The sequence below is a fragment of the Paenibacillus sp. PvR098 genome (genome assembly GCF_017833255.1).
Lineage (GTDB): Bacteria > Bacillota > Bacilli > Paenibacillales > NBRC-103111 > Paenibacillus_G.
Genome location: NZ_JAFIBU010000001.1, coordinates 4,635,705 through 4,655,824, shown reverse-complemented (window position 1 = coordinate 4,655,824; position 20,120 = coordinate 4,635,705). Strand labels below are relative to the sequence as shown.

The following is a 20,120-nucleotide window of genomic DNA, read 5'->3' as shown; positions in this document are numbered from 1 at the left end:
AAAACAGCCGGAAGCGATACTCTGCTTCCGGCTGTTTATTTAAATCAATGATTCATCCAAGGCGACGCTTTTCTCACCTTTTCCGTTTTGCGAGCTTTACGTACGTGACGCTCGATCAGTCTGCTGATCGTGGCACGCGCCGATTTCCGTTTCGGCGCTAATGCAGACACCTTGGTTTCCGTCTTAGCATCAGTTTGCGAAAAAACCACTTCTTCCTCCCTGTTTTTACCTTTGTCACCTTTGGATTTATGTTTGTCTTTATAACCGCAATCTTCTTGCGCTCCCCAAGGATATGGCATGGCAAAAGGAGAGCCCGGACCGGCCATACTCGTGAACGGAGAAATCCCCGGATAGGAATTGACTGCAGCCATCTGCTCGTATGACGGGTAGCCATCTGCTCCGTAAGGCATCATAGGCATGCTGTGCTGAACCAAAGGATACGGCATGAACGGCTCTGTCACCGGATAACCTGCCGCCATCGGCATCGTGTAAGGAAGCTGTGGCTGACCGCATCCCCAATCTCCTCCCATAAACGGCCCTTCCATCATCGGGTATGCGGGGTAAGCGGCATGGGGGGCGAAATAAGGCATCTCGGCGCTCGGAGGCATATTCGGCATCATTGGAAGTGATTCTGCTGTTGGCATTTGCATCGAGTAAGGTAGCTGCGGCTGACCGCATCCGCAATCTCCTCCCTTAAGCGGCCCTTCCATCATCGGGTATGCGGGGTAAGCGGCATGGGGGGCGAAATAAGGCATCTCGGCGCTCGGAGGCATATTCGGCATCATTGGAAGTGATTCTGCTGTTGGCATTTGCATCGAGTAAGGTAGCTGCGGCTGACCGCATCCGCAATCTCCTCCCTTAAGCGGCCCTTCCATCGACGGATATGCGGGGTATGCCGCATGAGGGGTGAAATAGGGCATTTCGGCAACAGAAGGCATATTCGGCATCACTGGCATCTGCATCGATTGCATCATTGGCATGGACGGGAGCTCCGGCTGCTGCCACACATTTTCTTTTCCTTTGCCTTTGGATGGCGTATCGTATGCCATGACTTCGGCAGCCGGTACGTTATACTGCTGGAACAAATCCATTGAAGGCGGCAGGTTCCCTGTTCCCATCGCCTGACCCTCCGTATGCCAATCTGGCTGTGAGGCCATGTGAAAAGGCATGAACGATTCATGCATCCCAAAATGCTCATTGCTCCCCACTGACGGCAGTGTAGGCATCACGTTCGGCATCTGCGGAACATGAGAAAGCTCCATGGCCGGGGCCTGCTGCATCCCTACGTTAGGTATTTGCGGAAACGCTTGGGTTTGCGCCACATTCGGCTGCTCCATGATTGGGACCTGCTGCATCCCTATGTTCGGCTGCTCAGGAACCGCTTGAGCTTGCGCCACATTCGGCTGCTCCATGATTGGGACCTGCTGCATCCCTATGTTCGGCTGCTCAGGAACCGCTTGAGCTTGCGCCACATTCGGCTGCTCCATGATTGGGACCTGCTGCATCCCTATGTTCGGCTGCTCAGGAACCGCTTGAGCTTGCGCCACATTCGGCTGTTCTACAGCCTGCTCAGAGACCAACGGCGCTTCTACCGGCAGCGGAGCTTCAGGAACGATCTGTGACGTGTCCGCTTTTGGATTCACACCCGGAATGGGGTTCTGGGAAGGCTCCGGGTTCAGCTTAGGAATATAAACGACATCCCCGGTCATCAAAACATTGGGATTTTTAAGCTGCGGGTTGGCGGAGATCATGTCTGTCAGCGGGATGCCCCACGCTTTACCCAGCTTCCAAATCGAATCTCCCTGTACGACAACGTGCTTATACAAATAATCTGTGGGCGGTGCGATCGGCTTCGGCGTATTAGGAATTTTCACCTTCATGCCGATGTCAAGAACGTTCGGGTCTTGGATTTGCGGGTTGGCCGCAATCAGCTTGTCGAGCTCGACATTGTACTTTTGGGAGAGCTCGTAAAGGGAGTCCCCTTTTTTCACGATATGAATCTTCACTGCATAAACCTCCTTCAAATTTTGCGGAAGTATTATGGTTCATGTAACGTCCGCTGTGTCCCGCCGCAAGCAAACGATGCGGAACAAAATGACATTACAGTTTATGCAGCAAAGTGGGCATTTGACCATCAAATAGCGAAAAAATCACGGCTTTTTCTATTAATAAAAAAAGAACCCGTACTACGGGTCCTCATTGTACCTTTATGTTATTGATAAACCTTCAAGCCATCGATCTCAACCAACGTGCGGAATTCCTTCAGCAGGTGCGTGGTAATCGGGCCGGCTTTGCCTTCGCCTATAATACGTGCATCGACTTCGCGTACAGCGATGACCTCCGCGGCCGTGCCGGTGAAGAACACCTCGTCCGCCACATAAACGTCATGCAGCGTGAACGGCTCTTCCTTGACTGCATATCCCAGCTTACCGCAAATCTCGATAATCGCTGCGCGCGTAATGCCTTCAAGAGCACCGCAGTAGCATGGAGGAGTATACACGATGCCGCGTTTCACGATGAAAATGTTGTCCGAAGAGCCTTCGGCAACATATCCCTGTGAATTCAGCATTATTGCTTCGCCAACACCTGCCAGGTTTGCCTGAATTTTGACCAAAATGTTATTCAAATAGTTTAACGATTTGATCTTCGGATTGAGCGCGTCAGGCACATTGCGTCTCGTGGAGACGGATACCGTCTTCAGACCGTTCACATAAGCCTCTTCCGGATAAATCGACAGCTGCTCCACGATAATGATTACATTCGCTTTGGGCGAGCGTCTCGGATCAAGACCCAGATCCCCTGGCCCCCTGGAAACAATCAAACGAATATAGCCGTCACGCAGCTCGTTGCGGCGAATCGTTTCGGCCAACACGGCCTGCATCTCATCCTGTTTCAAAGGAATGTCCAGCATGATGGATTTGGCTGAGTCATACAGTCGGTCCATGTGCTCCTTGCATTTAAAAATGTTTCCGTTGTAAATCCGAATCCCTTCAAAAATGCCGTCGCCATACAAAAAACCATGATCGTAAACCGATACTTTCGCGTTTTCCTTGCTGACGTATTCCCCGTTTAAGTAGATGACTTGTGCCACGCCTGATTACACCTCCGAAGTTTCTGGCTCATAGGAGTAGGTCGGGTAACAACCCAAGATGCGGACCTGACAGCCAATTGCTTCAATTTCTTGAAGCGCTGCCGGGAGCAAGACGGAATCCATGGAAGCCTCAATATCGATATAAAAAAAATAATTACCCAGCTTTTTCTTGGTCGGACGCGACTCGATTTTGGACAAGTTGATCCTTCTCCAGGCAAAAGCTGACAGCACTTGATGCAATGCGCCCGGGTAATCCTCAGGAAGCGTAACGAGAATCGTTGTTTTGCAGCCTGACGCTTCTTTCATCATCGGCTTCTCGCGTCCGATCAGCACGAACCGGGTATAGTTGTTCTGATGATCCTGCACGCCTGCGGCGAGCGTTTGCAAACGGTACAGCTCGCCCGCTCCTTGGGGAGCAAGCGCCGCTACCTCCGGATCGCCCAGCTCTCTCACAAGCCTGGCGGCTTCGCCGTTGCTGCCGACCTGCTCCAGCTCCACGTGCGGCAGATGCTCGCGCAGAAATTTTTGACACTGGGCCAACGTCACGCCGTGCGAATAAATTTTGCGGATCCGGCCGCAGCCTTTTTCCAATGCCATAGCCCCGTTCTCCTGAGCAGGAAGACGCAGCAGGTTGATCGAGATCGGGTATACCCATTCCGCTTGAATCGGCAGGTCAACGTCATGGACCAGCCAGTCCACGTGCAGGCTGACCGAGCCTTCGAAGGTGTTCTCGATCGGAATGACACTGAAATCGGTCGTCCCGTCCAACGTCGCACGGAACACATCGGCGATCAGCTTGCAGTTTACATATTCAAAATTGTCCTTACCTAGAAAATAGTAAGCGGATTCCTCGGTAAAGGTGCCTGGACCCAGGAGCGATACTCGCTTCATGCGCGAACCTCTCCTTTTATCTTTTCCAGTAATGTACACCTTTCGTCATCAGGTGTCAACGGTTGAACCTGCACCCCATGCTTGTCCGGATTCAGCCACATGGTCGTCGCTTCGATACCCTCCCGCTTCAGCGTATCCACCATGAACTGCTCCAGCTCCGCCTTCCGGGAACTTCTGCGGTCTACGAGCGCAAGGATCGTCGGACCCGCTCCGCTAAGAGCCACGCCCAAGGCACCGCGATTCGTCGCCTCGGCGAGAATATCACCCAGGCCCGGCACGAGCCCGGCGCGGTAAGGCTGATGCAGCGCGTCCTTCATTGCGCGTGCGATCATATCCAACCGGCCAGTGCACAAGGCAGCGACTAGCACTGAGGAGTGGCCGACGTTGAAGACGGCATTCTCGAGGCTTTGTTCACGCGGCAGAACGCCCCGCGCCTTCTCCGTCGACAGCTGGAATTGCGGGATGGCTACCAGCACTTCCAGCTGTTCTTGCGGCTCCACGCGGATATACTCCGCCCGCGTGCCATCCCAGAAGGCGACGACCAGTCCGCCGAACAGAGAGGCCCCGACATTATCGGGGTGCTGCTCCAGTTCCGTCGCCATCTGGAACAGCTCGTCATCGGACAGCGGACTGCCGATAAGCGCGTTGGCCGCGGCGAGCGCGCCCACGATCGCTGACGCGCTGCTGCCAAGGCCTCGCGTCAGCGGAATTTCGCTGTACATGCCGATGTACAGTTCCGGGTGGCTTACGCCAGCCCGCTTAAACACCATCTGGGCCACCTCATAGATCAGGTTGCTTTTGTCCGTCGGCACGCCCTTGACTTGATCGCCGAACAGCTCAATGCGGGTATGCTCCGCAAAGCCCATCTCGATCCATGCATACAAATCCAGCGCCATGCCCAGCGTATCAAAACCAGGGCCCAGGTTCGCCGTGCTCGCCGGCACCTTAACGCGTACTTTCCTGCTGCTGTTCTCCATTGCTTTATCGCCCCTACCCTTTCAACTTCCGAATCGCTTCCGTCAGCGCTTCTTCGGAATCCTCCCCCGATCCCAAGACTGCGATCATGCTTAAGCCGCATGTCCCGAGAATCTCAAAGGTCTTTAGCCTTCCACACGGTAAACGCTCTTGATCGCTTGAACGACATCCATCGACTCGAACTGCTTCAGCACTTTGTTCATGGATGCTTTGTTCGCATCATGGGTGATGATAATAATTTCGGCCAGCGGATTCGTGCGATCCGGCTGCTGCAGCACCGACTCCAGGCTAACTTCGTGTTCAGCAAACACCTGCGTAATTTGCGCAAGTACCCCCGCCTTATCCTGTACATGAAGCCGGATAAAGTTTTTCGAGACGATCTGTTCATCGGTTTTGAGCTTCTTTTCCTTGTACGGAACGAATCCTCTGCGGCCGTTAATCCCAAGGTTCAGGTTGCGAACTACAGCCACAAGATCAGCCACTACCGAGGTCGCCGTCGGCATCTCGCCTGCGCCCGGACCGTAAAACATCGTTTCGCCCACTGCTTCGCCGTACACGTATACGGCGTTAAACACGCCGTTAACGGATGCGAGCGGATGCGAATGCTTGACCATCGTCGGCTGGACGCTAATGCTGAGGAGCTCGTCTTGGCGCTCCGCAATGCCGAGCAGCTTCACTTCGTAGCCGAGACGCTTACCGTAGGCGATATCCTCTTTACTTACCTTCGAGATGCCGTTCACTGCGACATCGGCGAGCGCCACGTTCGCCCGGAAGCCGAGCGTGCTGAGAATCGTCATTTTCCTCGCGGCATCGAAGCCTTCCACGTCAGAGGTAGGATCAGCCTCGGCGTACCCGAGCTGCTGCGCTTCCTTAAGCACATCCTCATAGGCTGCGCCTTCCTGGCTCATTTTCGTCAAAATATAGTTGGTCGTGCCGTTGACTATGCCCATAATCTTCGTAATCCGATCGGAGGTGAAGCCCTCAACCAGCGTCCGGATGATCGGAATGCCTCCGGCCACGCTTGCTTCGTAGAACACGTCGCAGCCTTTCTCAGCTGCTTTCGCCAAGATTTCCGGCCCGTACAGAGCCATCAGATCCTTATTGGCCGTAACGATATGTTTACCGTGATCCAGTGCGCTTAGAATCAGCTGCTTCGACAGCTCAATGCCGCCCATCACTTCAACGACGACATCGATCTCGGGGTTCTCGATGACATCCCACGGATTTTCCGTCAGTGCATCCGGAGACACGCTAATATTACGAGCCTTGCTTTTATCCTGTACCAAAATTTTGGAAATTTCAATCGGCGAGCCTGATTGGCTAAGCAGATCGTGCTGGTGATTTTCTACGATGCGGACAACCCCGGTACCTACAGTACCGAGACCAAGTAAGCCTACTTTGATCGGTTTCATACGGTTCCTCCTTATATTAGCCCTGTCCGACAACTGCGGCGCGGCCGACGCCATCCTGTCCCCGCAGCTTGTCAAGCAGAAAAGCGACATTCTCGCCCATCTTGGACGTTTCCACGGAAATGACCACATTGGCCACCCCTTGAAGCGGAATTGTCTGGTGAATCGTCAGCACATTGCCTTCAAGTCCTGCAATCATGGCGAGGACCCGGGACAAAATGCCCGAACGGTGCTCCAAATCCATGGAGATCGTAACGATCCTTTCACGGTCGAGTTTGCTTAACGGGTAAATGCCGTCCTTGTATTTATAGAATGCGCTTCGGCTCAGCTCGACCTGCTCCACCGCTTCGTGAATCGTCTTCACTTCTCCGCGGGCCAGCAGCTCCTTGGCTTGCACCGTCTTGATCAGCGCCTCCGGCAAAATATCCTTGCGCACCAAGAAATAACGCTCGACGCCTTCCGGCTTTTCCTCTGCGGCATGTTTGTCCGGCACTGTTACAGTCCTCTCTATAAAGACGATTGTTTTCACCTAGTGGACATTATAACGCAAAAAGGAGCATTCGAGCAATAGGCTTTCTCACGTAAAATATGATAAATTAGTAAAGAGTTATTTATACATTCAAAGGAGAGAAACGGATTGATTCGAGCCCGCATGATCGCCACTGCGCTTCTTTTTCACGATAACGATTTACTGATGATGAAAAGATCCTTGACACGCACGCTTTCCCCAGGTTTGTGGGCCGCCGTCGGGGGGCATTTGGAGGCGGAGGAAATCAATGATCCGGAAACCGCCGTACTCAGAGAAATTCACGAGGAGACGGGATTGCTGCCCGAAGAGATTACCGGTCTGCGGCTGCAGTACATTCTGATTCGGCTGAACCAGAAGGAAGTAAGACAGCAGTTCATCTATACAGCAAGGTCCGCACGGCGCGACGTCAGCCTGACCGAAGAGGGCGAACTGCACTGGATTCCGCGCGAGAAGGTGCTGGACCGAGAGATCCCTTTTATTTTTCATCGATTATTGGAGCATTATTTCGCTCACGGTCCAAGCCGCCACGTTTGGGTAGGAACAGCGGGCTATGACAGTGAGGGTATTCCGACGGTTCATTGGACGGAGCTAGCGGACCCGCAGCAGGTGTAATCATGGGGTGTCTTGAATAGAAAGGGGGTTAGGAACACATGGCTATCGCAGAAGTAACGGTTATTCCCGTCGGAACCGCGTCAACAAGCCTGAGCGGGTATGTTGCAGAAATTCAAAGAGTCCTGCTTGAGGAACAATCAAGCGGCAGTATTTCCTTTCAGCTCACGGCGATGAGCACCATCATCGAAGGGGAAATGGACGAGCTGCTCCGGGTTATCCGGCTCATTCATGAACTGCCGTTCCAGACCGGCGCACAGCGGGTGTGCACGAATGTAAAGTTTGACGACCGAAGGGACCTTAAGGGGACTATCAAACAAAAAATGAACTCGGTCGCCGATCGAATGAAGTAAGGGAACTTGCCAGAAATACATTGACAAAAAGAGAGGAGTAGAGAGGGTTGAGTCAGGATTTTGCTATTGAAGTCAAGGATCTCAGCTATCTGAGGGATGATAAGGTTCTGCTAAGCGGTATCCATTGGCGGGTACGCAAGGGAGAGCACTGGGCCCTGCTTGGACTTAACGGTTCCGGCAAAACCACACTGCTGAATATGATTACGGGCTATTTGTGGCCAACCAAAGGCGAGATCAACGTTCTAGGGGAAACATACGGTTCCGTCGATCTGCGGGAAATGCGCAAATTGATCGGCTGGGTCAGCTCCTCGCTTCAGGAAAAATTGTACGCCAGCGATAAAGCCCAGGTTGTCGTCCTAAGCGGGAAGTATGCCACCATCGGTTTATACGACAAGCCTGAAGCGAAGGACTTTGATCAAGCTTCGGAGCTGATGCATCGTCTTGGCTGCTCCCATCTGTGGGACCGAGCCTATCAAACATGCTCCCAGGGGGAGAAGCAGAAGCTGTTGATCGCACGCGCTCTGATGGCCAATCCCCGGCTGCTGATCCTCGATGAGCCTTGCAACGGGCTTGATCTATTTGCACGGGAGCAGCTGCTGTCGGGCATTGCAGGACTCGCGGGTCAGCCTGATGCCCCTACCATGCTCTATGTCACGCATCATACGGAGGAAATCCTGCCCGTTTTCACTCATGCCCTGCTGCTGCGTCGTGGATCGATGTTCGCATCCGGCGAAACCGGTAAGCTGCTTACTGATGATACGTTATCCGCCTTCTACGAGCTGCCTGTGGAGGTGCGCTCTCGAAACGGCCGGGCTTGGCTTTCCATAGTATAATCCTTCCGTTTGCCCCAAGAAAAGCCGGGCTTAAGCCCGGCTTTTCTTGGGGCATTGGGAACGACCCATTACCCATTCGCCTGCAGCCGCCCCCCCAAGTCGCCCTGATTGCTCAACTCTCCCCATTTGTCCAACAGCTTTTGCGCTTCCTTGCGCTGCAGCAAAGACCGGGCGAGCTGGAAACCTTCCTCGTACGAACTTACCTTATCAAACCAATACAATCGAAGCCCAGCATTAAAAATGACATGATCCCGCTCGTTGGCAATCTCCGGGGAATCATCCCCTTGAATAATCCGATTTAATAGCTGCAACTGCTGTTCCTTACTGCATTTTTCCAGCGGCATCCCATGAAAACCGAAGGTAGCCGGATCAATGGTGCTCGATTCATCCCCCCAAAGCGTCACTTTACGGATGGAGCTGTTCTTGTAGGTGGGCAAATCTTCTGAGCCCTCCATTCCTTGAACGATGTAGGCTGTCTCAAAGCCTGACTTTGGCAGCAAATGGATCAAATGATCCAAAGCCGACTTATGGTTGACTCCAATAATGATATTGAGCGAATGCACCGGATTAATGACCTTCTCCACTGTATTAAAAAATGTTCTTAGACCCATCTGCTCCCTTACATACCTCACACGGCCAAATGGAGGACAGATCAAATCAGTCCATATAAATCCAATATTTAGGCTGAGAAATATGTTTTCCCACTCCTTCGCTTCCAGCACGACTTGAATTCCCAAACCTTCGAGCAGCTCTTTCAGCGATTGTCCAAGCTTTGGAGGTAGCGACTCGCTTCCGTGCAGCACTTGCGGGAAACCGACGGAGGCCAGCAGCAGACTGACGGGAATCGTCACGGGAAAGTACAGCCGGCCGTCGTAGGGTCCTGCGCAGTTCAGCGAATGTGAGAAAGAACGGTAAGGCAGCGAATATTTGCGAAACACGTCGATGAAGCCCATCATTTCCTCATCCGCTTCACCCTTCATCCGCATGGCCATTAGGAAAGCCGCCGTTTGCGCATCCGTAGACTCGCCGCGGGCAATGGCATGAGCCGCAGCCACCGCCTCATCGTAGGATAAATGCCGTGAGCCCATTTTTCCGGTGCCTACCGTTTTAATCCATTGCTTCATGATGATCTCTCCTCCCCAAGCAAATCTAAAGAAAACGGAAAAAGAGCGCGTAAAGACGCTCTTAAAAATTAGCCCGGCATAATGTTCACCGCACATACTTTGAACTCCGGCATGCGGCAGGTCGGATCAAGTGCCGGATTGGTGAGCCGGTTGATGCTCAGATCATCACCCCAATGAAAGGCGACGAACACCGTGTCCTGACGGATTTTGGCTGAGTATTTCACTTTGAGCCGGATCACCCCCCTCTTCGAGGTCACCTTAGCGTGACCCCCATGGATAAGACCGATCTCCCCCGCCGCTTGCGGATGAATCTCCAAGAGCGGCTCGGGATACTTAGAGTTCAGCTCTGACGTATTTCGGGTTTGCACACCGGATAAGTAGTGCTGCAGCACGCGGCCGGTCGTCAGCAGGAAAGGATATTTCTTGCTGGACACTTCCTTTGGATTCTGATGCTCGATGGGTTCGAGCCGGGCTCGGCCGTCTTCGTGGCCGAATCGCTGCTCGAACATCCTCGGCGTTCCTAGATGTGTCTCCTCCGGACAAGGCCAGAACATCCCGAGCTCCTTCTCGATACGATCATAGGTCATCCCGTAATAATCCGCTTTGCCCCCTTTGGAGGCCAATCTCAGCTCGTTAAAAATATCCTCGGCGCTATCATAACGGAAATAATGTCCTTTACCGAGAACCTCTGCAATATCACAGAGGATTCTCCAATCTAATCGAGCTTTACCGGGCAGCGGCTTGATTGCCCGCCGTACCATCACACGGCCTTCCAGCTGCGTAATCGTGCCTTCATCCTCCAGATAAGAGGAGCCCGGCAGCAGCATATGCGCAAGACGCGCCGTTTCCGACTCGAACAGATCGATGACGAGTAGAAATTTAAGCTTTTTCAGCGCCCGTTCCACCAGATGACTGTTCGGATTCGATACGATCGGATTGGAAGCAAGAACAATCAAGCCTTTGATCTCTCCCCTGTCAATTGCCTCCATCATCTCATAGGCAGATACCCCTTGGCGGGGCAGCTCTTCTTCGGGAATTCCCCACACCTTAGCGATGTATGTCCGGTGTTCGGGATTTTCGATCAACCGATACCCAGGAAGCTGATCGGCCTTCTGACCGTGCTCGCGTCCGCCTTGACCGTTTGCCTGTCCGGTAATCGCTCCATACCCGCAGCCTGGCTTTCCGATTTTCCCGGTCAAAAGCACCAGATTGAGGAAATTCCTTACGTTAGCGACTCCACTGGCATGCTGCTCGACGCCCCGCGCCGTGAACACCATCCCCGTCTCCGCCTGCCCATACATTCGGGCCGCATCGACAATCAGCTGAGGATGAACCCCTGTAAGCGCGGCAACCTCGGCCAAGGATACTTGCTTCACATGATCAACAAGCTCTGCAAACCCGTTTGTCCGCTGCTCGACGAAAGATTGATCGACATAGCCCTCCTCCACAATTACCTTGAGCATACCGCTCACAAGGGTTGCATCGTAGCCGGGCTTGACCTTGAGATGAAGATCCGCAATGGAGCAGGTTGCCGTTTCCCGCGGATCGATCACGATAATTTTACAGCCTTCCTGCCTTGCCTTGCGAAAGTGCTGCATGATCGTCGGCTGGCATTCGGCAATATTGGTGCCTGCCAGAATAATGCATTTGGCCAGCGGCACCTCCGACAGCGGATTTGTCAGCCCACGGTCGACGCCGAAGGTAAGGTTCGCCGCTCCAGCAGCCGCCGACATGCAGAAGCGGCCATTGTAATCGATATATTTGGTCTTGAGTGCGATTCGCGCGAATTTCCCCAGCAAATAACCTTCTTCATTGGATAAAGAGCCGCCGCCATAGACGCCAATCGCATCATTACCGTACTGCTGCCTTACGCCTTCAATTTCCGCTTTAATCCTCTCAAGCGCTTGATCCCAGGATACCGGACTGAGCGTTCCTCCGATCCGGATCATCGGGTATCGAAGCCTCCGGTCGTGAGTCGCATGAACGTGTGCGTTCAACCCTTTGACGCAAAGCCTTCCGTCCGTTACCGGATCTTCTTTGTTAGGAGTAACGGAATAGCGGCTTACCATGATCGACTTTTCCTCATGCAGATTCATCGTGCACTGCACGCTGCAGTAAGGGCACTCGGTTTTGATCGTTTTTTCTCTGGATGCCAAAGCAGCCTGCTGCTTTTGAAAATGCTTCAGAAATTCGCTCATCGTATATTCACACACCCTTATCGTGTACCTAAATTATGGTCTGATTAGAAATTCACTCCGGAATCTGCCCTAGCCCAAGACTTCCGCCAGCTGCGCGTCACTGCGTAAAACACAAGCGTAACTACCAGTACGATGGAAGCTACTACGATAAAGCCTGTCACGTGTGTACCTGTCGCCTGCTTTAACGGCCCCAATATGTTATTGGGCAGCAAAAACCCGCCGAAACCGCCCGCTGCACCAATAATGCCTGTCACCACTCCGATTTCTTTAGGGAAGCGCTGAGGTACGATCTGAAATAATGAACCATTTCCCATACCCAGACATGCCATCATAACACTGGTTAATATCAGCATGACCATAAAAGAGCTCGGCATCATCGAGATAGCAAAAGCACATAGAACCACTCCGGAGTATAACACCATCATGAAACGCATGCCGCCAATGCGATCCGCAATATAGCCTCCGATCGGCCGGAAGAAACTGCCGGCGATGACGGTTATTGTAACAAGATATCCGACTTCCACTCTCGTAATTCCGCCCTGTACCGTTTGATCGCCGTAGACATCGTAGAAGAAAATACTGAAATAGCTGGCGAATCCGACGAAACCGCCGAATGTGACTGCATAGAAGATACAAAACCACCAAGTATCCACATATTTGAAGGTTGCAAAATAGTCAGTAAGCTTCTTAGGTGCCGGCTGATTCGGGCTGTCCTTTGCCATCAACGCGAAGGCGATCAGTACGAGAATGAGCGGAATAATGGCTAAACCGAATACGTTGTGCCAACCGTACGCCGCCGCCAGCTGCGGTCCGAAAAAGGTTGCCAATGCTGTACCGCTGTTGCCTGCTCCTGCGATTCCCATCGCAAGCCCTTGATATTGAGGCGGATACCAGCGGCTGGCCAGAGAGAGCGATACGGCAAAGCTGGCCCCGGCAATACCCAACAGAAAGCCTAGAGCCTGCAATTGGCTCAGGCTCGTGCCGCCAAGCCATCCCCACAGAAGCGGAATGATCGTCAGCACCATTCCGATCATTCCTGCTTTACGGGAACCGATCCGGTCAGCTAGAATACCCATTGGAATCCGGAACAACGATCCTCCAAGCGTCGGAATGGCTACCATCGTCGCTTTCTGGGCATCCGTCAGATTAAAATCCTTAGTAATGTACAGCGAAAGCGCGCCGCAAAGAACCCAAATCATAAAACTAACATCAAAATAGAGAAAAGATGACAATAAACTAGGGAAATGACCTGCCTTACGAAAGTTTTTTACATCCACTCCACTCTACCTCCCATAATTTTAACTTGTTCGTTCTCTTTTTGTCCAGTTTATGTTAGGAATAATCACATGTTTATAATATACAATCCAAAAACATAAAGTTCAATAGGTTTATTGAAAAAAAGTTCATGTTTTTCTTTACAAGTATTTCAATAATTCTTATTTTATCACATATTTATAATTATTTACGAATATTTAATATAACATTTTATTGTATTGTTCGTATTTAAGATAACAAATACATAGACAAAAAAGCACCCACCTAACATGTATTTAACATGTAAGATGGGTATTCAAGGAAACCTCTTTATTATCGATCATTTCTATTCATGCTCCACGAATTCAAATTCAAAATCACCAATTCGGATTATTTGACCATCTTTGGCACCGCGTTTGCGAAGTGCTGCGTCGATCCCTTTCTTCCTCAGAATCCGTGCAAAACGCATGACGGCTTCATGAGTGCTAAAGTTGGTCCGCTTAATCAGCTTTTCTATGCTCGGACTTTCAATAACGAAGGCTTCATTGTCCCGGCGAATGGTAAAGTCTTCCCCTTCTTCCGTCTCCAAACGATACACCTTACGCTCCGATAAGTCAGTCAATTCTTCCACTAACGGCATTTCAGGAATCGTCTCTAACAGGTCAGCTACCTTGTATAACAGTTCCTGCACACCGCTCTTAGCTATGGCAGAGATCGGATAAATCGCAATGTCACGACCTGTTTCCGCAAGCCGCTGCTTAAACTCAGCCAGATACTCCTCCGCACCAGGCATGTCCATTTTGTTGGCCGCCACGATCTGTGGCCGTTCCTCCATCTTGGCGTTATACAATTTAAGCTCGTCGTTGATTTTCTCCCAATCCTCGAATGGATCGCGACCTTCTATACCAGCCATATCCACTACATGTACGATGATCCGTGTTCTTTCGACATGTCGCAAAAATTCGTGACCCAGACCGACACCTTCGTGTGCCCCTTCGATTAAGCCAGGCAAGTCCGCCATGACGAAACTCCGCCCGTCACCAACCTCCACAACTCCCAGGTTTGGCGTAAGTGTCGTAAAATGGTACGCTCCGATCTTCGGCCTCGCCCCCGATACAACAGACAGCAGCGTTGACTTACCGACACTCGGGAAGCCTACCAAGCCTACATCCGCCATCACCTTAAGCTCAAGCACAACCCAACGCTCTACGCCTTCTTCGCCGTTCTCAGCAATCCCAGGAGCTGTGTTATTCGCCGTTGCAAAGCGGGTATTCCCACGGCCTCCGCGACCGCCCTTGGCAATGACAACCTCTTGACCATGCCGCGTCAAATCAGCAATGATTTCCTGCGTATCATCATCAACAACGACCGTGCCCGGCGGCACACGTACGATCATATCGTCCGCATTAGCTCCGTGTTGGCTTTTATTACGACCCTTTTCGCCACGTTGTGCTTTAAAGTGCTTTTGGTAGCGGAAATCAACCAGGGTACGCAGTCCCTCATCGACCCGAAAAATGACGTCCCCGCCATCGCCTCCGTCGCCGCCTGCAGGCCCGCCTTCCGGAACATACTTCTCCCTTCGGAACGCGACCAAACCGTCGCCTCCGTCGCCGCCCTTCACATAAATCTTGGCTTTATCAACAAACATCACAGTCACCCTCTTTATGTATCACATCCGCGTAGGACCATTGAAGTCTCCAAATAACCTTACGTTCTTCATACTTCGTCTCAAGCTTCGAATCGCCTCCGGCCAGTCGCGTGGCGTTCAGCTCCGCTTCCTTGCGCACCATGCGTTCGTTGACATAGGCACCTTCGTACACTGCTATTAGCAGCAGTCGATCTTCTTCACGGTTAAGGTGAAGCTCAAGCAAGTTTTGATCTTCCGTCGATTCCCCCGCCTCTTCCTTGAAAGCATCAAGAACTGCAATAACATCCTCTGCAGACGCCTCCGGATGCTCCAACTCGTACAGGTGAACCTCTTCGCGCAGCCGAATGTCAAGCGTAAGCTCCTTCACCTCGGCCTGAAAAGTCAGCAAATGTATGATCAGATGAGGAATCCCCAGCTTGGATACATAACTTTCCTGCTGCACTTTATCTTTTATTTTCTCCATTAACGACGATAATTTATCATACTTTTTTAACTGCACGTACCCCATTAGAATTTGAATATCGTTCATCCAATCGTGACGGTAGTGGTTAAACAATCGAAGTATACGCAGGTCCGGATTGTCATTCAAGGGATCGGGTTTAGAGGTACGGCCTTGTCCTTTCAATGTCATTCCTTTATCTCTCCGTTTCCGGTTCGTCCTTCATCCATACAGTATATCATGCTGAATATCAGACTTATATCATTCCCCTATTTACACCCGTTTAACCAACATAAACAGCCATAGGGCACAAGTCCTTCTCGCAGCCAATCCGATTCATAAGCAGAAAAACCCCGGCGAACATCGATCGCCAGGGTTGGTCGTTGATGGGTAAATTACACTTCTACCGCAGCGGCTACCGGAGCAACCGTTACAGGGTAGACGCTCACTTTCTTGCGGTCACGGCCAAGACGTTCGAATTTCACAACGCCTTCAACCTTTGCAAAAAGCGTATCGTCAGAACCGATACCCACATTGTTGCCCGGGTGAATTTTCGTTCCGCGTTGACGCACCAAGATGCTACCCGCCGTTACCTTCTGCCCGTCGGCACGCTTCACGCCAAGACGCTTCGCGATACTGTCACGGCCGTTCTTCGTGGAACCTACACCCTTTTTGGATGCAAACAACTGAAGATTTAATTGCAACATGTCTGTCTACCTCCTTACTTCAATGATATGTTATCTTGCATTGCTATATATGCGCCATACGATTGTTCTATGGTTTGCAGCATGACTACCATACCTTCCAACAGCAGCTGCACCTTTGCGTCACTTTCCGTTTCCAGCTTTTTCGGAATGGTTACCAGAAGCAATCCATGCTCCATGTCGGCACCCAGTACTTGTCCCGTTAAAGTTTCAACGGCATTCACTGCGCCAACGGTAACGGCAGATACACCGGCACAGACAATATCTTTGCCCGGCTCGTCGTACTCTGCATGACCTTCCACGCTGAATCGTTCAATCCGTCTGTCCTGTCCCCGATAAATCTCGATCCGAATCATGGTTTCTTACGCCTCGATCTTCTCGATTACAACTTTCGTGTAAGGCTGACGATGGCCTTGCTTACGGCGATAGTTTTTCTTCGCTTTGTATTTATAAACGATGACTTTCTCGCCTTTGCCGTGCTTCTCCACTTTACCGGAAACGGAAGCGCCGGAAACTACCGGAACACCAACCACCAAACCGCTTTCTTTGGATACAGCCAGCACGCGGTCAAATTTAACCGCTTCGCCTTCACCTGCATTCAGTTTCTCGATGTATACGACATCGCCTTCCTGAACTTTGTACTGCTTCCCACCTGTTTCAATAATTGCGAACATTGTTGCACCTCCTCATGTCTCAGACTCGCCTAAAGCCAGGTGTTAAGACCTCTACAGGTCCTACGCTTAAAAACCCGCTTCGCGCGGTTACAGCATGTTATAGCAACATACTGAAACATCTTATCACATAATGATGTCTCAATGCAATGCCTATTTTCCGAGATCGGCAAACCCACTGCCGCCACAAGCCGAACATGGCTCCGGCGCTGTCGTTTCCTTACTGTTTCGAACCTTTTTCCGAGTCAGCTCCACAAGCCCAAGCTTGGTCCAACCGACAACAACGGTTTTGGTGCGGTCCTTTCTCGTTTCCCTATTGAGCTCTTCCAGCACGGCCTGTCGGAAATTTTCCGTTTCCATATCTATAAAATCAATGACGATAAGTCCGCCGATATCTCTAAGACGCAGAAGCCGGGCGATTTCCCTTGCCGCCTCCATGTTGGTGTCGAACACGGTGCGCTCCAAATCGATGGTTCCGGTGTACTTCCCTGTGTTTACATCAAATACCGTTAACGCCTCTGTCTGGTCTATAATCAAATACCCGCCATTATCAAGCCATACCTTCCGTCTCAACCCGTTCTCCAGCTGCTTGGCGATAGCGTTTGCGATTGACGAATCCGTTACTGTCTGCAGCTTCACTCTGTCCGCAAGCCCTGAAGAACCAGCGGGAATCAATCCACGAATTTCCAGTAGCGTCTGCTCCGAGTCGACAATGAGCTCTTGAACATCACCTCGGAACAAATCGCGAATGAGTCTGGGTAGCATCTCCAAATCACTGTAGAGTAAACGCGGTGCCGGTACGTTCAGCTTGGCAGCTTCCTCTAGCTGCCGATAGTGTCCGCGCAGCTCGACCAGATCAGCCGCAAGCGCTTCCTCCGTTTCACTGAGGGCTGCCGTCCGGACGATAAAACCTTCGCCGGGCTGCAAGTAGCGCTCTGCCATCCGTTTCAGCCGTTCCCTGTCCGTAACGCTTTCAATCTTGCGTGAGACACCGATATAATCAGCATGAGGCATATATACCCCATAGCGTCCCGGAATGGAGTAGTGCGTCGTCAACCGGGCGCCTTTGTTCCCGACAGGCTCCTTGACGACTTGTACCATAATTTGCTGTCCTTCCTTGACCAAATCATGAATGGACGGTTTTTCTTTCGGCTGTTTTTCCAGATGAGCCGGCAGCAAATCGTCAATATATAAAAAACCGTTCCTCTCAAGCCCTACATCCACAAAGGCCGACTGCATGCCCTGCAGCACCCGAACAACCCGTCCGATATAAATGTTGCCGGCAAGCTGCCCTTGATTCCGTTTCCCTTTATAATATTCCATGAGCTTGCCGCTCTCCTGAACGGCGACCTCGGTATGCACGTCATCGCAATTTACCCATATCCGTTTCATGTCCAGCAACACCTCGGCCTTATTGTACCATATTACTTAGACGAAAAGCTCAGAAACCGACCATCCTCTTTTTGCCTCATCAAAATAAGAATCGAGCAGCATACGTTCGGGTAGCACATGGCTGATGTACCCTTGATCGTCAAGCACATAAATCAAATGATATCGGTCGCGCATAAACAGACGCACCACGTCCCCCACTTTGCGCTGTCCGTGGACCACAATCGGGCCGGCGAGCGCCCCGTCGGACCATGCCTTTTTAAACCGGGCTTCCCTGTAAACCAAAAACCTCATAAATCGGTAAGGGAGTCCCCGTAAATCATACCAATTTGAGAAGCATAAGAACAACCCGATCATCAGCCAATTGAGCTGAATGCCGCCTTGCTCCGAGAACAAATGAACGGTAGCGGCGCCGATCAACATCACGCTGAGTAGAAAGCTCACGATGGCCGCGACCTGCAGCGTTTTCTGGTAAGGCAGCCATAAACCGATCGCCGTCTGCATGACCTTGCCCCCGTCCAGCGGCATCACTGGCAGGAGATTAAAGAGGGCAATAAGCAGATTCGCTTGTACAAAATACGCTCCCCACTCCGGAGGAAGCAAGCCAAGGGCGATAAGCCCACAAGCGACCAGCATCATCCAGAGGTTTTGCAGCGGTCCGGCCAAGGCGACGACCAGCTCTTGGACCACGGGGACACCACCTGGCTCCTCCACTACCGCCACACCGCCGAAGGGAAGAAGCTGTACCTCCTTCACACGCCAACCGAAGCTTTTGGCGGCAACGACGTGGCCCATTTCATGAATAAACACGATACCGAACAGGGTGGCCGTTTCAATAAAATAGCCCGTCAGCACGGAGAATAGCAGCATAATGGAAAACAGCGGATGAAAGCGGTATTTGACCCCATACCAGACATTCCATGACGATAACTTCGGTTTAGTCAAAAGGTACCACGTCCGTCGGATCGACAGGCTTGCCGTTCTTTGAAACGGCAAAATAAAACGTACCTGTTACATGTCCCTGCGGCGGCTGAGCTACCGTCCCTAGCGTTTCTCCTCCTTTGATCCAATCGCCGACCCTTACACTTCCCTGCTCCAGCTGCCCGTAAATCGATTCCAGGCCTGCCGAATGCCGAATAACGACCGTAAACCCCGTATCCTCCTTTGTGCCCGCAAAAGCTACCAAGCCTGTGTCTAAAGCAGATACCGGAGCGCCCGGCGGCACCTCTACGAGTACACCTCCTTGAATGGGAGTAAAAGCGGCGATCATTTTCCCTTGAACAGGCGGGAAGTAATGCTTAGAAACGGCGGCTACCTTTTCCGCATCCTGATGTTTTGAAGAACCTAACGCAGGAAGGAATGACGGGACCCCTTCGAACGTATTCTCATACCAAGCAGAGAGCAAGGCGATGTCGAATGATTCCGTCAGTACGCCTGATACCACTTGCTTCCCTTTATTAGCCAACGGATGCTCCATTTGAAACATACCCCATACCAAAGCAAACAAAACACCACTGATCATGATTTTTGCCGCCAAACGGCTTGTCCGGGGATCCGACGAAAAGCCTCCGTTGTCATTGTAGTCGGAACGTTCATGTCGAGACCAATCCCGCTGCAGCTTGCGGTTCCATTCCACCTCGGGATCCTGCCGTAGATCAGGTTCTAATCGCTCTGCCCGGCCTCTATCCCATTCCGTCTCATAATAGCCCCGGCCGGCCGGAAATTCCATATGAGAAACGTCCGGCTCCCAATGCTTACGGCGCGGCACGCCTTCCTGAAGCTTTCGGATTTTTTCCATTCGCCGCTCGCGAACGTTTTTCCTCGTTTCCATTCCCAATCTCCTCCTTGCCGCTAGAGCTTGCCTATTCCATCCTATGAGCTTGTACCTGCAAATATACGAGTGCAAATCCTCCGTCACTTAAACTTTTCAGGTATGTGCGTAAAACGTTTGGCCAGGCTCCCAGGCAAACGAATAAAAAAAGGACCCGACGGAAATACATACC

The 20,120-nt window shown here is 51.7% G+C and carries 20 protein-coding genes and 1 other annotated feature; of the genes, 3 read left to right on the top strand and 17 right to left on the bottom strand.

What is annotated here, in order from left to right:
- Window positions 1-44: 44 nt before the first annotated feature.
- The 6 genes from JOE45_RS23020 to JOE45_RS22995 all read right to left on the bottom strand — a co-directional run bounded on the left by JOE45_RS23020 (window position 45) and on the right by JOE45_RS22995 (window position 6,859).
- Window positions 45-2,006, bottom strand: a complete 1,962-nt coding sequence (locus JOE45_RS23020; RefSeq protein WP_210022172.1) for a LysM peptidoglycan-binding domain-containing protein — start codon at window positions 2,004-2,006, stop codon at window positions 45-47.
- Between the two features lie 206 nt (window positions 2,007-2,212).
- A complete protein-coding gene (gene ilvE, locus JOE45_RS23015) occupies window positions 2,213-3,091 on the bottom strand; it encodes a branched-chain-amino-acid transaminase (protein ID WP_210022173.1) in 879 nt (292 codons plus the stop codon).
- Window positions 3,092-3,097: 6 nt separating this feature from the next.
- Complete coding sequence (gene pheA, locus JOE45_RS23010; RefSeq protein WP_210022174.1) at window positions 3,098-3,982, bottom strand: prephenate dehydratase; 885 nt, start codon at window positions 3,980-3,982, stop codon at window positions 3,098-3,100.
- Window positions 3,979-4,959: a homoserine kinase gene (gene thrB, locus JOE45_RS23005; RefSeq protein ID WP_210022175.1), complete on the bottom strand. Its 981-nt coding sequence runs from the start codon at window positions 4,957-4,959 to the stop codon at window positions 3,979-3,981. The genes pheA and thrB overlap by 4 nt, the downstream gene beginning before the upstream one ends.
- Window positions 4,960-5,082: 123 nt before the next feature.
- Window positions 5,083-6,369, bottom strand: coding sequence for a homoserine dehydrogenase (locus tag JOE45_RS23000; protein WP_210022176.1), 1,287 nt, complete (start codon window positions 6,367-6,369; stop codon window positions 5,083-5,085).
- Window positions 6,370-6,385: 16 nt separating this feature from the next.
- A complete protein-coding gene (locus JOE45_RS22995; RefSeq protein WP_210022177.1) occupies window positions 6,386-6,859 on the bottom strand; it encodes an ACT domain-containing protein in 474 nt (157 codons plus the stop codon).
- A gap of 144 nt (window positions 6,860-7,003) precedes the next feature.
- Here JOE45_RS22995 and JOE45_RS22990 point away from each other — a divergent pair, with 144 nt between their 5' ends.
- The 3 genes from JOE45_RS22990 to JOE45_RS22980 are packed head-to-tail and all read left to right on the top strand — an operon-like array spanning window position 7,004 to window position 8,690.
- Window positions 7,004-7,507, top strand: a complete 504-nt coding sequence (locus tag JOE45_RS22990; RefSeq protein ID WP_210022178.1) for an NUDIX domain-containing protein — start codon at window positions 7,004-7,006, stop codon at window positions 7,505-7,507.
- 38 nt (window positions 7,508-7,545) lie between these two features.
- Complete coding sequence (locus JOE45_RS22985) at window positions 7,546-7,857, top strand: MTH1187 family thiamine-binding protein (protein WP_210022179.1); 312 nt, start codon at window positions 7,546-7,548, stop codon at window positions 7,855-7,857.
- A gap of 47 nt (window positions 7,858-7,904) precedes the next feature.
- Window positions 7,905-8,690 carry an ABC transporter ATP-binding protein gene (locus tag JOE45_RS22980; protein ID WP_210022180.1) on the top strand — a complete coding sequence of 262 codons (786 nt, stop codon included), beginning with the start codon at window positions 7,905-7,907 and terminating at the stop codon, window positions 8,688-8,690.
- Between the two features lie 68 nt (window positions 8,691-8,758).
- Here the strand turns inward: JOE45_RS22980 and JOE45_RS22975 are convergent, their stop codons facing one another.
- From JOE45_RS22975 to JOE45_RS22925, 11 genes are all read right to left on the bottom strand, one after another.
- Entirely contained in the window at window positions 8,759-9,814 is a 1,056-nt protein-coding gene (locus tag JOE45_RS22975) for an anthranilate phosphoribosyltransferase (RefSeq protein ID WP_210022181.1), read from the bottom strand.
- 68 nt (window positions 9,815-9,882) lie between these two features.
- Window positions 9,883-12,012, bottom strand: a complete 2,130-nt coding sequence (gene nasC, locus JOE45_RS22970; protein ID WP_210022182.1) for an assimilatory nitrate reductase catalytic subunit NasC — start codon at window positions 12,010-12,012, stop codon at window positions 9,883-9,885.
- A 44-nt stretch (window positions 12,013-12,056) separates the two neighbouring features.
- The gene (locus tag JOE45_RS22965) at window positions 12,057-13,289 is read right to left on the bottom strand and encodes an MFS transporter (protein WP_210022183.1); all 1,233 of its coding nucleotides are present in this window, start codon (window positions 13,287-13,289) and stop codon (window positions 12,057-12,059) included.
- 323 nt (window positions 13,290-13,612) lie between these two features.
- A complete protein-coding gene (gene obgE, locus JOE45_RS22960) occupies window positions 13,613-14,914 on the bottom strand; it encodes a GTPase ObgE (protein WP_210022184.1) in 1,302 nt (433 codons plus the stop codon).
- Window positions 14,904-15,545: a Spo0B domain-containing protein gene (locus tag JOE45_RS22955; protein WP_210022185.1), complete on the bottom strand. Its 642-nt coding sequence runs from the start codon at window positions 15,543-15,545 to the stop codon at window positions 14,904-14,906. Before JOE45_RS22955 ends, obgE begins: the two co-directional genes overlap by 11 nt.
- A 203-nt stretch (window positions 15,546-15,748) precedes the next feature.
- Window positions 15,749-16,060, bottom strand: a complete 312-nt coding sequence (gene rpmA, locus JOE45_RS22950) for a 50S ribosomal protein L27 (RefSeq protein WP_210022186.1) — start codon at window positions 16,058-16,060, stop codon at window positions 15,749-15,751.
- Window positions 16,061-16,074: 14 nt separating this feature from the next.
- On the bottom strand, window positions 16,075-16,413 hold the full coding sequence (locus JOE45_RS22945) for a ribosomal-processing cysteine protease Prp (protein ID WP_210022187.1): 339 nt from the start codon (window positions 16,411-16,413) through the stop codon (window positions 16,075-16,077).
- 6 nt (window positions 16,414-16,419) lie between these two features.
- Window positions 16,420-16,731 (bottom strand): 50S ribosomal protein L21, encoded by a 312-nt coding sequence (gene rplU, locus JOE45_RS22940; RefSeq protein WP_210022188.1) that lies wholly within the window; start codon window positions 16,729-16,731, stop codon window positions 16,420-16,422.
- An 11-nt stretch (window positions 16,732-16,742) separates the two neighbouring features.
- Window positions 16,743-16,830 (bottom strand) — a sequence feature (ribosomal protein L21 leader region).
- A 51-nt stretch (window positions 16,831-16,881) separates the two neighbouring features.
- On the bottom strand, window positions 16,882-18,120 hold the full coding sequence (locus JOE45_RS22935) for an Rne/Rng family ribonuclease (protein ID WP_210022189.1): 1,239 nt from the start codon (window positions 18,118-18,120) through the stop codon (window positions 16,882-16,884).
- A 36-nt stretch (window positions 18,121-18,156) separates the two neighbouring features.
- Window positions 18,157-19,062: a M50 family metallopeptidase gene (locus JOE45_RS22930; protein ID WP_461479644.1), complete on the bottom strand. Its 906-nt coding sequence runs from the start codon at window positions 19,060-19,062 to the stop codon at window positions 18,157-18,159.
- Entirely contained in the window at window positions 19,055-19,948 is an 894-nt protein-coding gene (locus JOE45_RS22925; protein WP_210022190.1) for a M23 family metallopeptidase, read from the bottom strand. The genes JOE45_RS22930 and JOE45_RS22925 overlap by 8 nt, the downstream gene beginning before the upstream one ends.
- Between the last annotated feature and the right edge of the window lie 172 nt (window positions 19,949-20,120).

What these genes read in the sequence shown, in the direction of transcription:
- obgE (WP_210022184.1), bottom strand. Translation starts at nt 14,914, where the DNA reads ATGTTTGTTGATAAAGCCAAGATTTATGTGAAGGGCGGCGACGGAGGC.
- rplU (WP_210022188.1), bottom strand. Translation starts at nt 16,731, where the DNA reads ATGTTCGCAATTATTGAAACAGGTGGGAAGCAGTACAAAGTTCAGGAA.
- pheA (WP_210022174.1), bottom strand. Translation starts at nt 3,982, where the DNA reads ATGAAGCGAGTATCGCTCCTGGGTCCAGGCACCTTTACCGAGGAATCC.
- JOE45_RS22935 (WP_210022189.1), bottom strand. Translation starts at nt 18,120, where the DNA reads ATGAAACGGATATGGGTAAATTGCGATGACGTGCATACCGAGGTCGCC.
- thrB (WP_210022175.1), bottom strand. Translation starts at nt 4,959, where the DNA reads ATGGAGAACAGCAGCAGGAAAGTACGCGTTAAGGTGCCGGCGAGCACG.
- rpmA (WP_210022186.1), bottom strand. Translation starts at nt 16,060, where the DNA reads ATGTTGCAATTAAATCTTCAGTTGTTTGCATCCAAAAAGGGTGTAGGT.
- JOE45_RS22985 (WP_210022179.1), top strand. Translation starts at nt 7,546, where the DNA reads ATGGCTATCGCAGAAGTAACGGTTATTCCCGTCGGAACCGCGTCAACA.
- JOE45_RS22955 (WP_210022185.1), bottom strand. Translation starts at nt 15,545, where the DNA reads ATGACATTGAAAGGACAAGGCCGTACCTCTAAACCCGATCCCTTGAAT.
- nasC (WP_210022182.1), bottom strand. Translation starts at nt 12,012, where the DNA reads ATGAGCGAATTTCTGAAGCATTTTCAAAAGCAGCAGGCTGCTTTGGCA.
- JOE45_RS22925 (WP_210022190.1), bottom strand. Translation starts at nt 19,948, where the DNA reads ATGGAAACGAGGAAAAACGTTCGCGAGCGGCGAATGGAAAAAATCCGA.
- JOE45_RS23000 (WP_210022176.1), bottom strand. Translation starts at nt 6,369, where the DNA reads ATGAAACCGATCAAAGTAGGCTTACTTGGTCTCGGTACTGTAGGTACC.
- JOE45_RS22945 (WP_210022187.1), bottom strand. Translation starts at nt 16,413, where the DNA reads ATGATTCGGATCGAGATTTATCGGGGACAGGACAGACGGATTGAACGA.
- JOE45_RS22975 (WP_210022181.1), bottom strand. Translation starts at nt 9,814, where the DNA reads ATGAAGCAATGGATTAAAACGGTAGGCACCGGAAAAATGGGCTCACGG.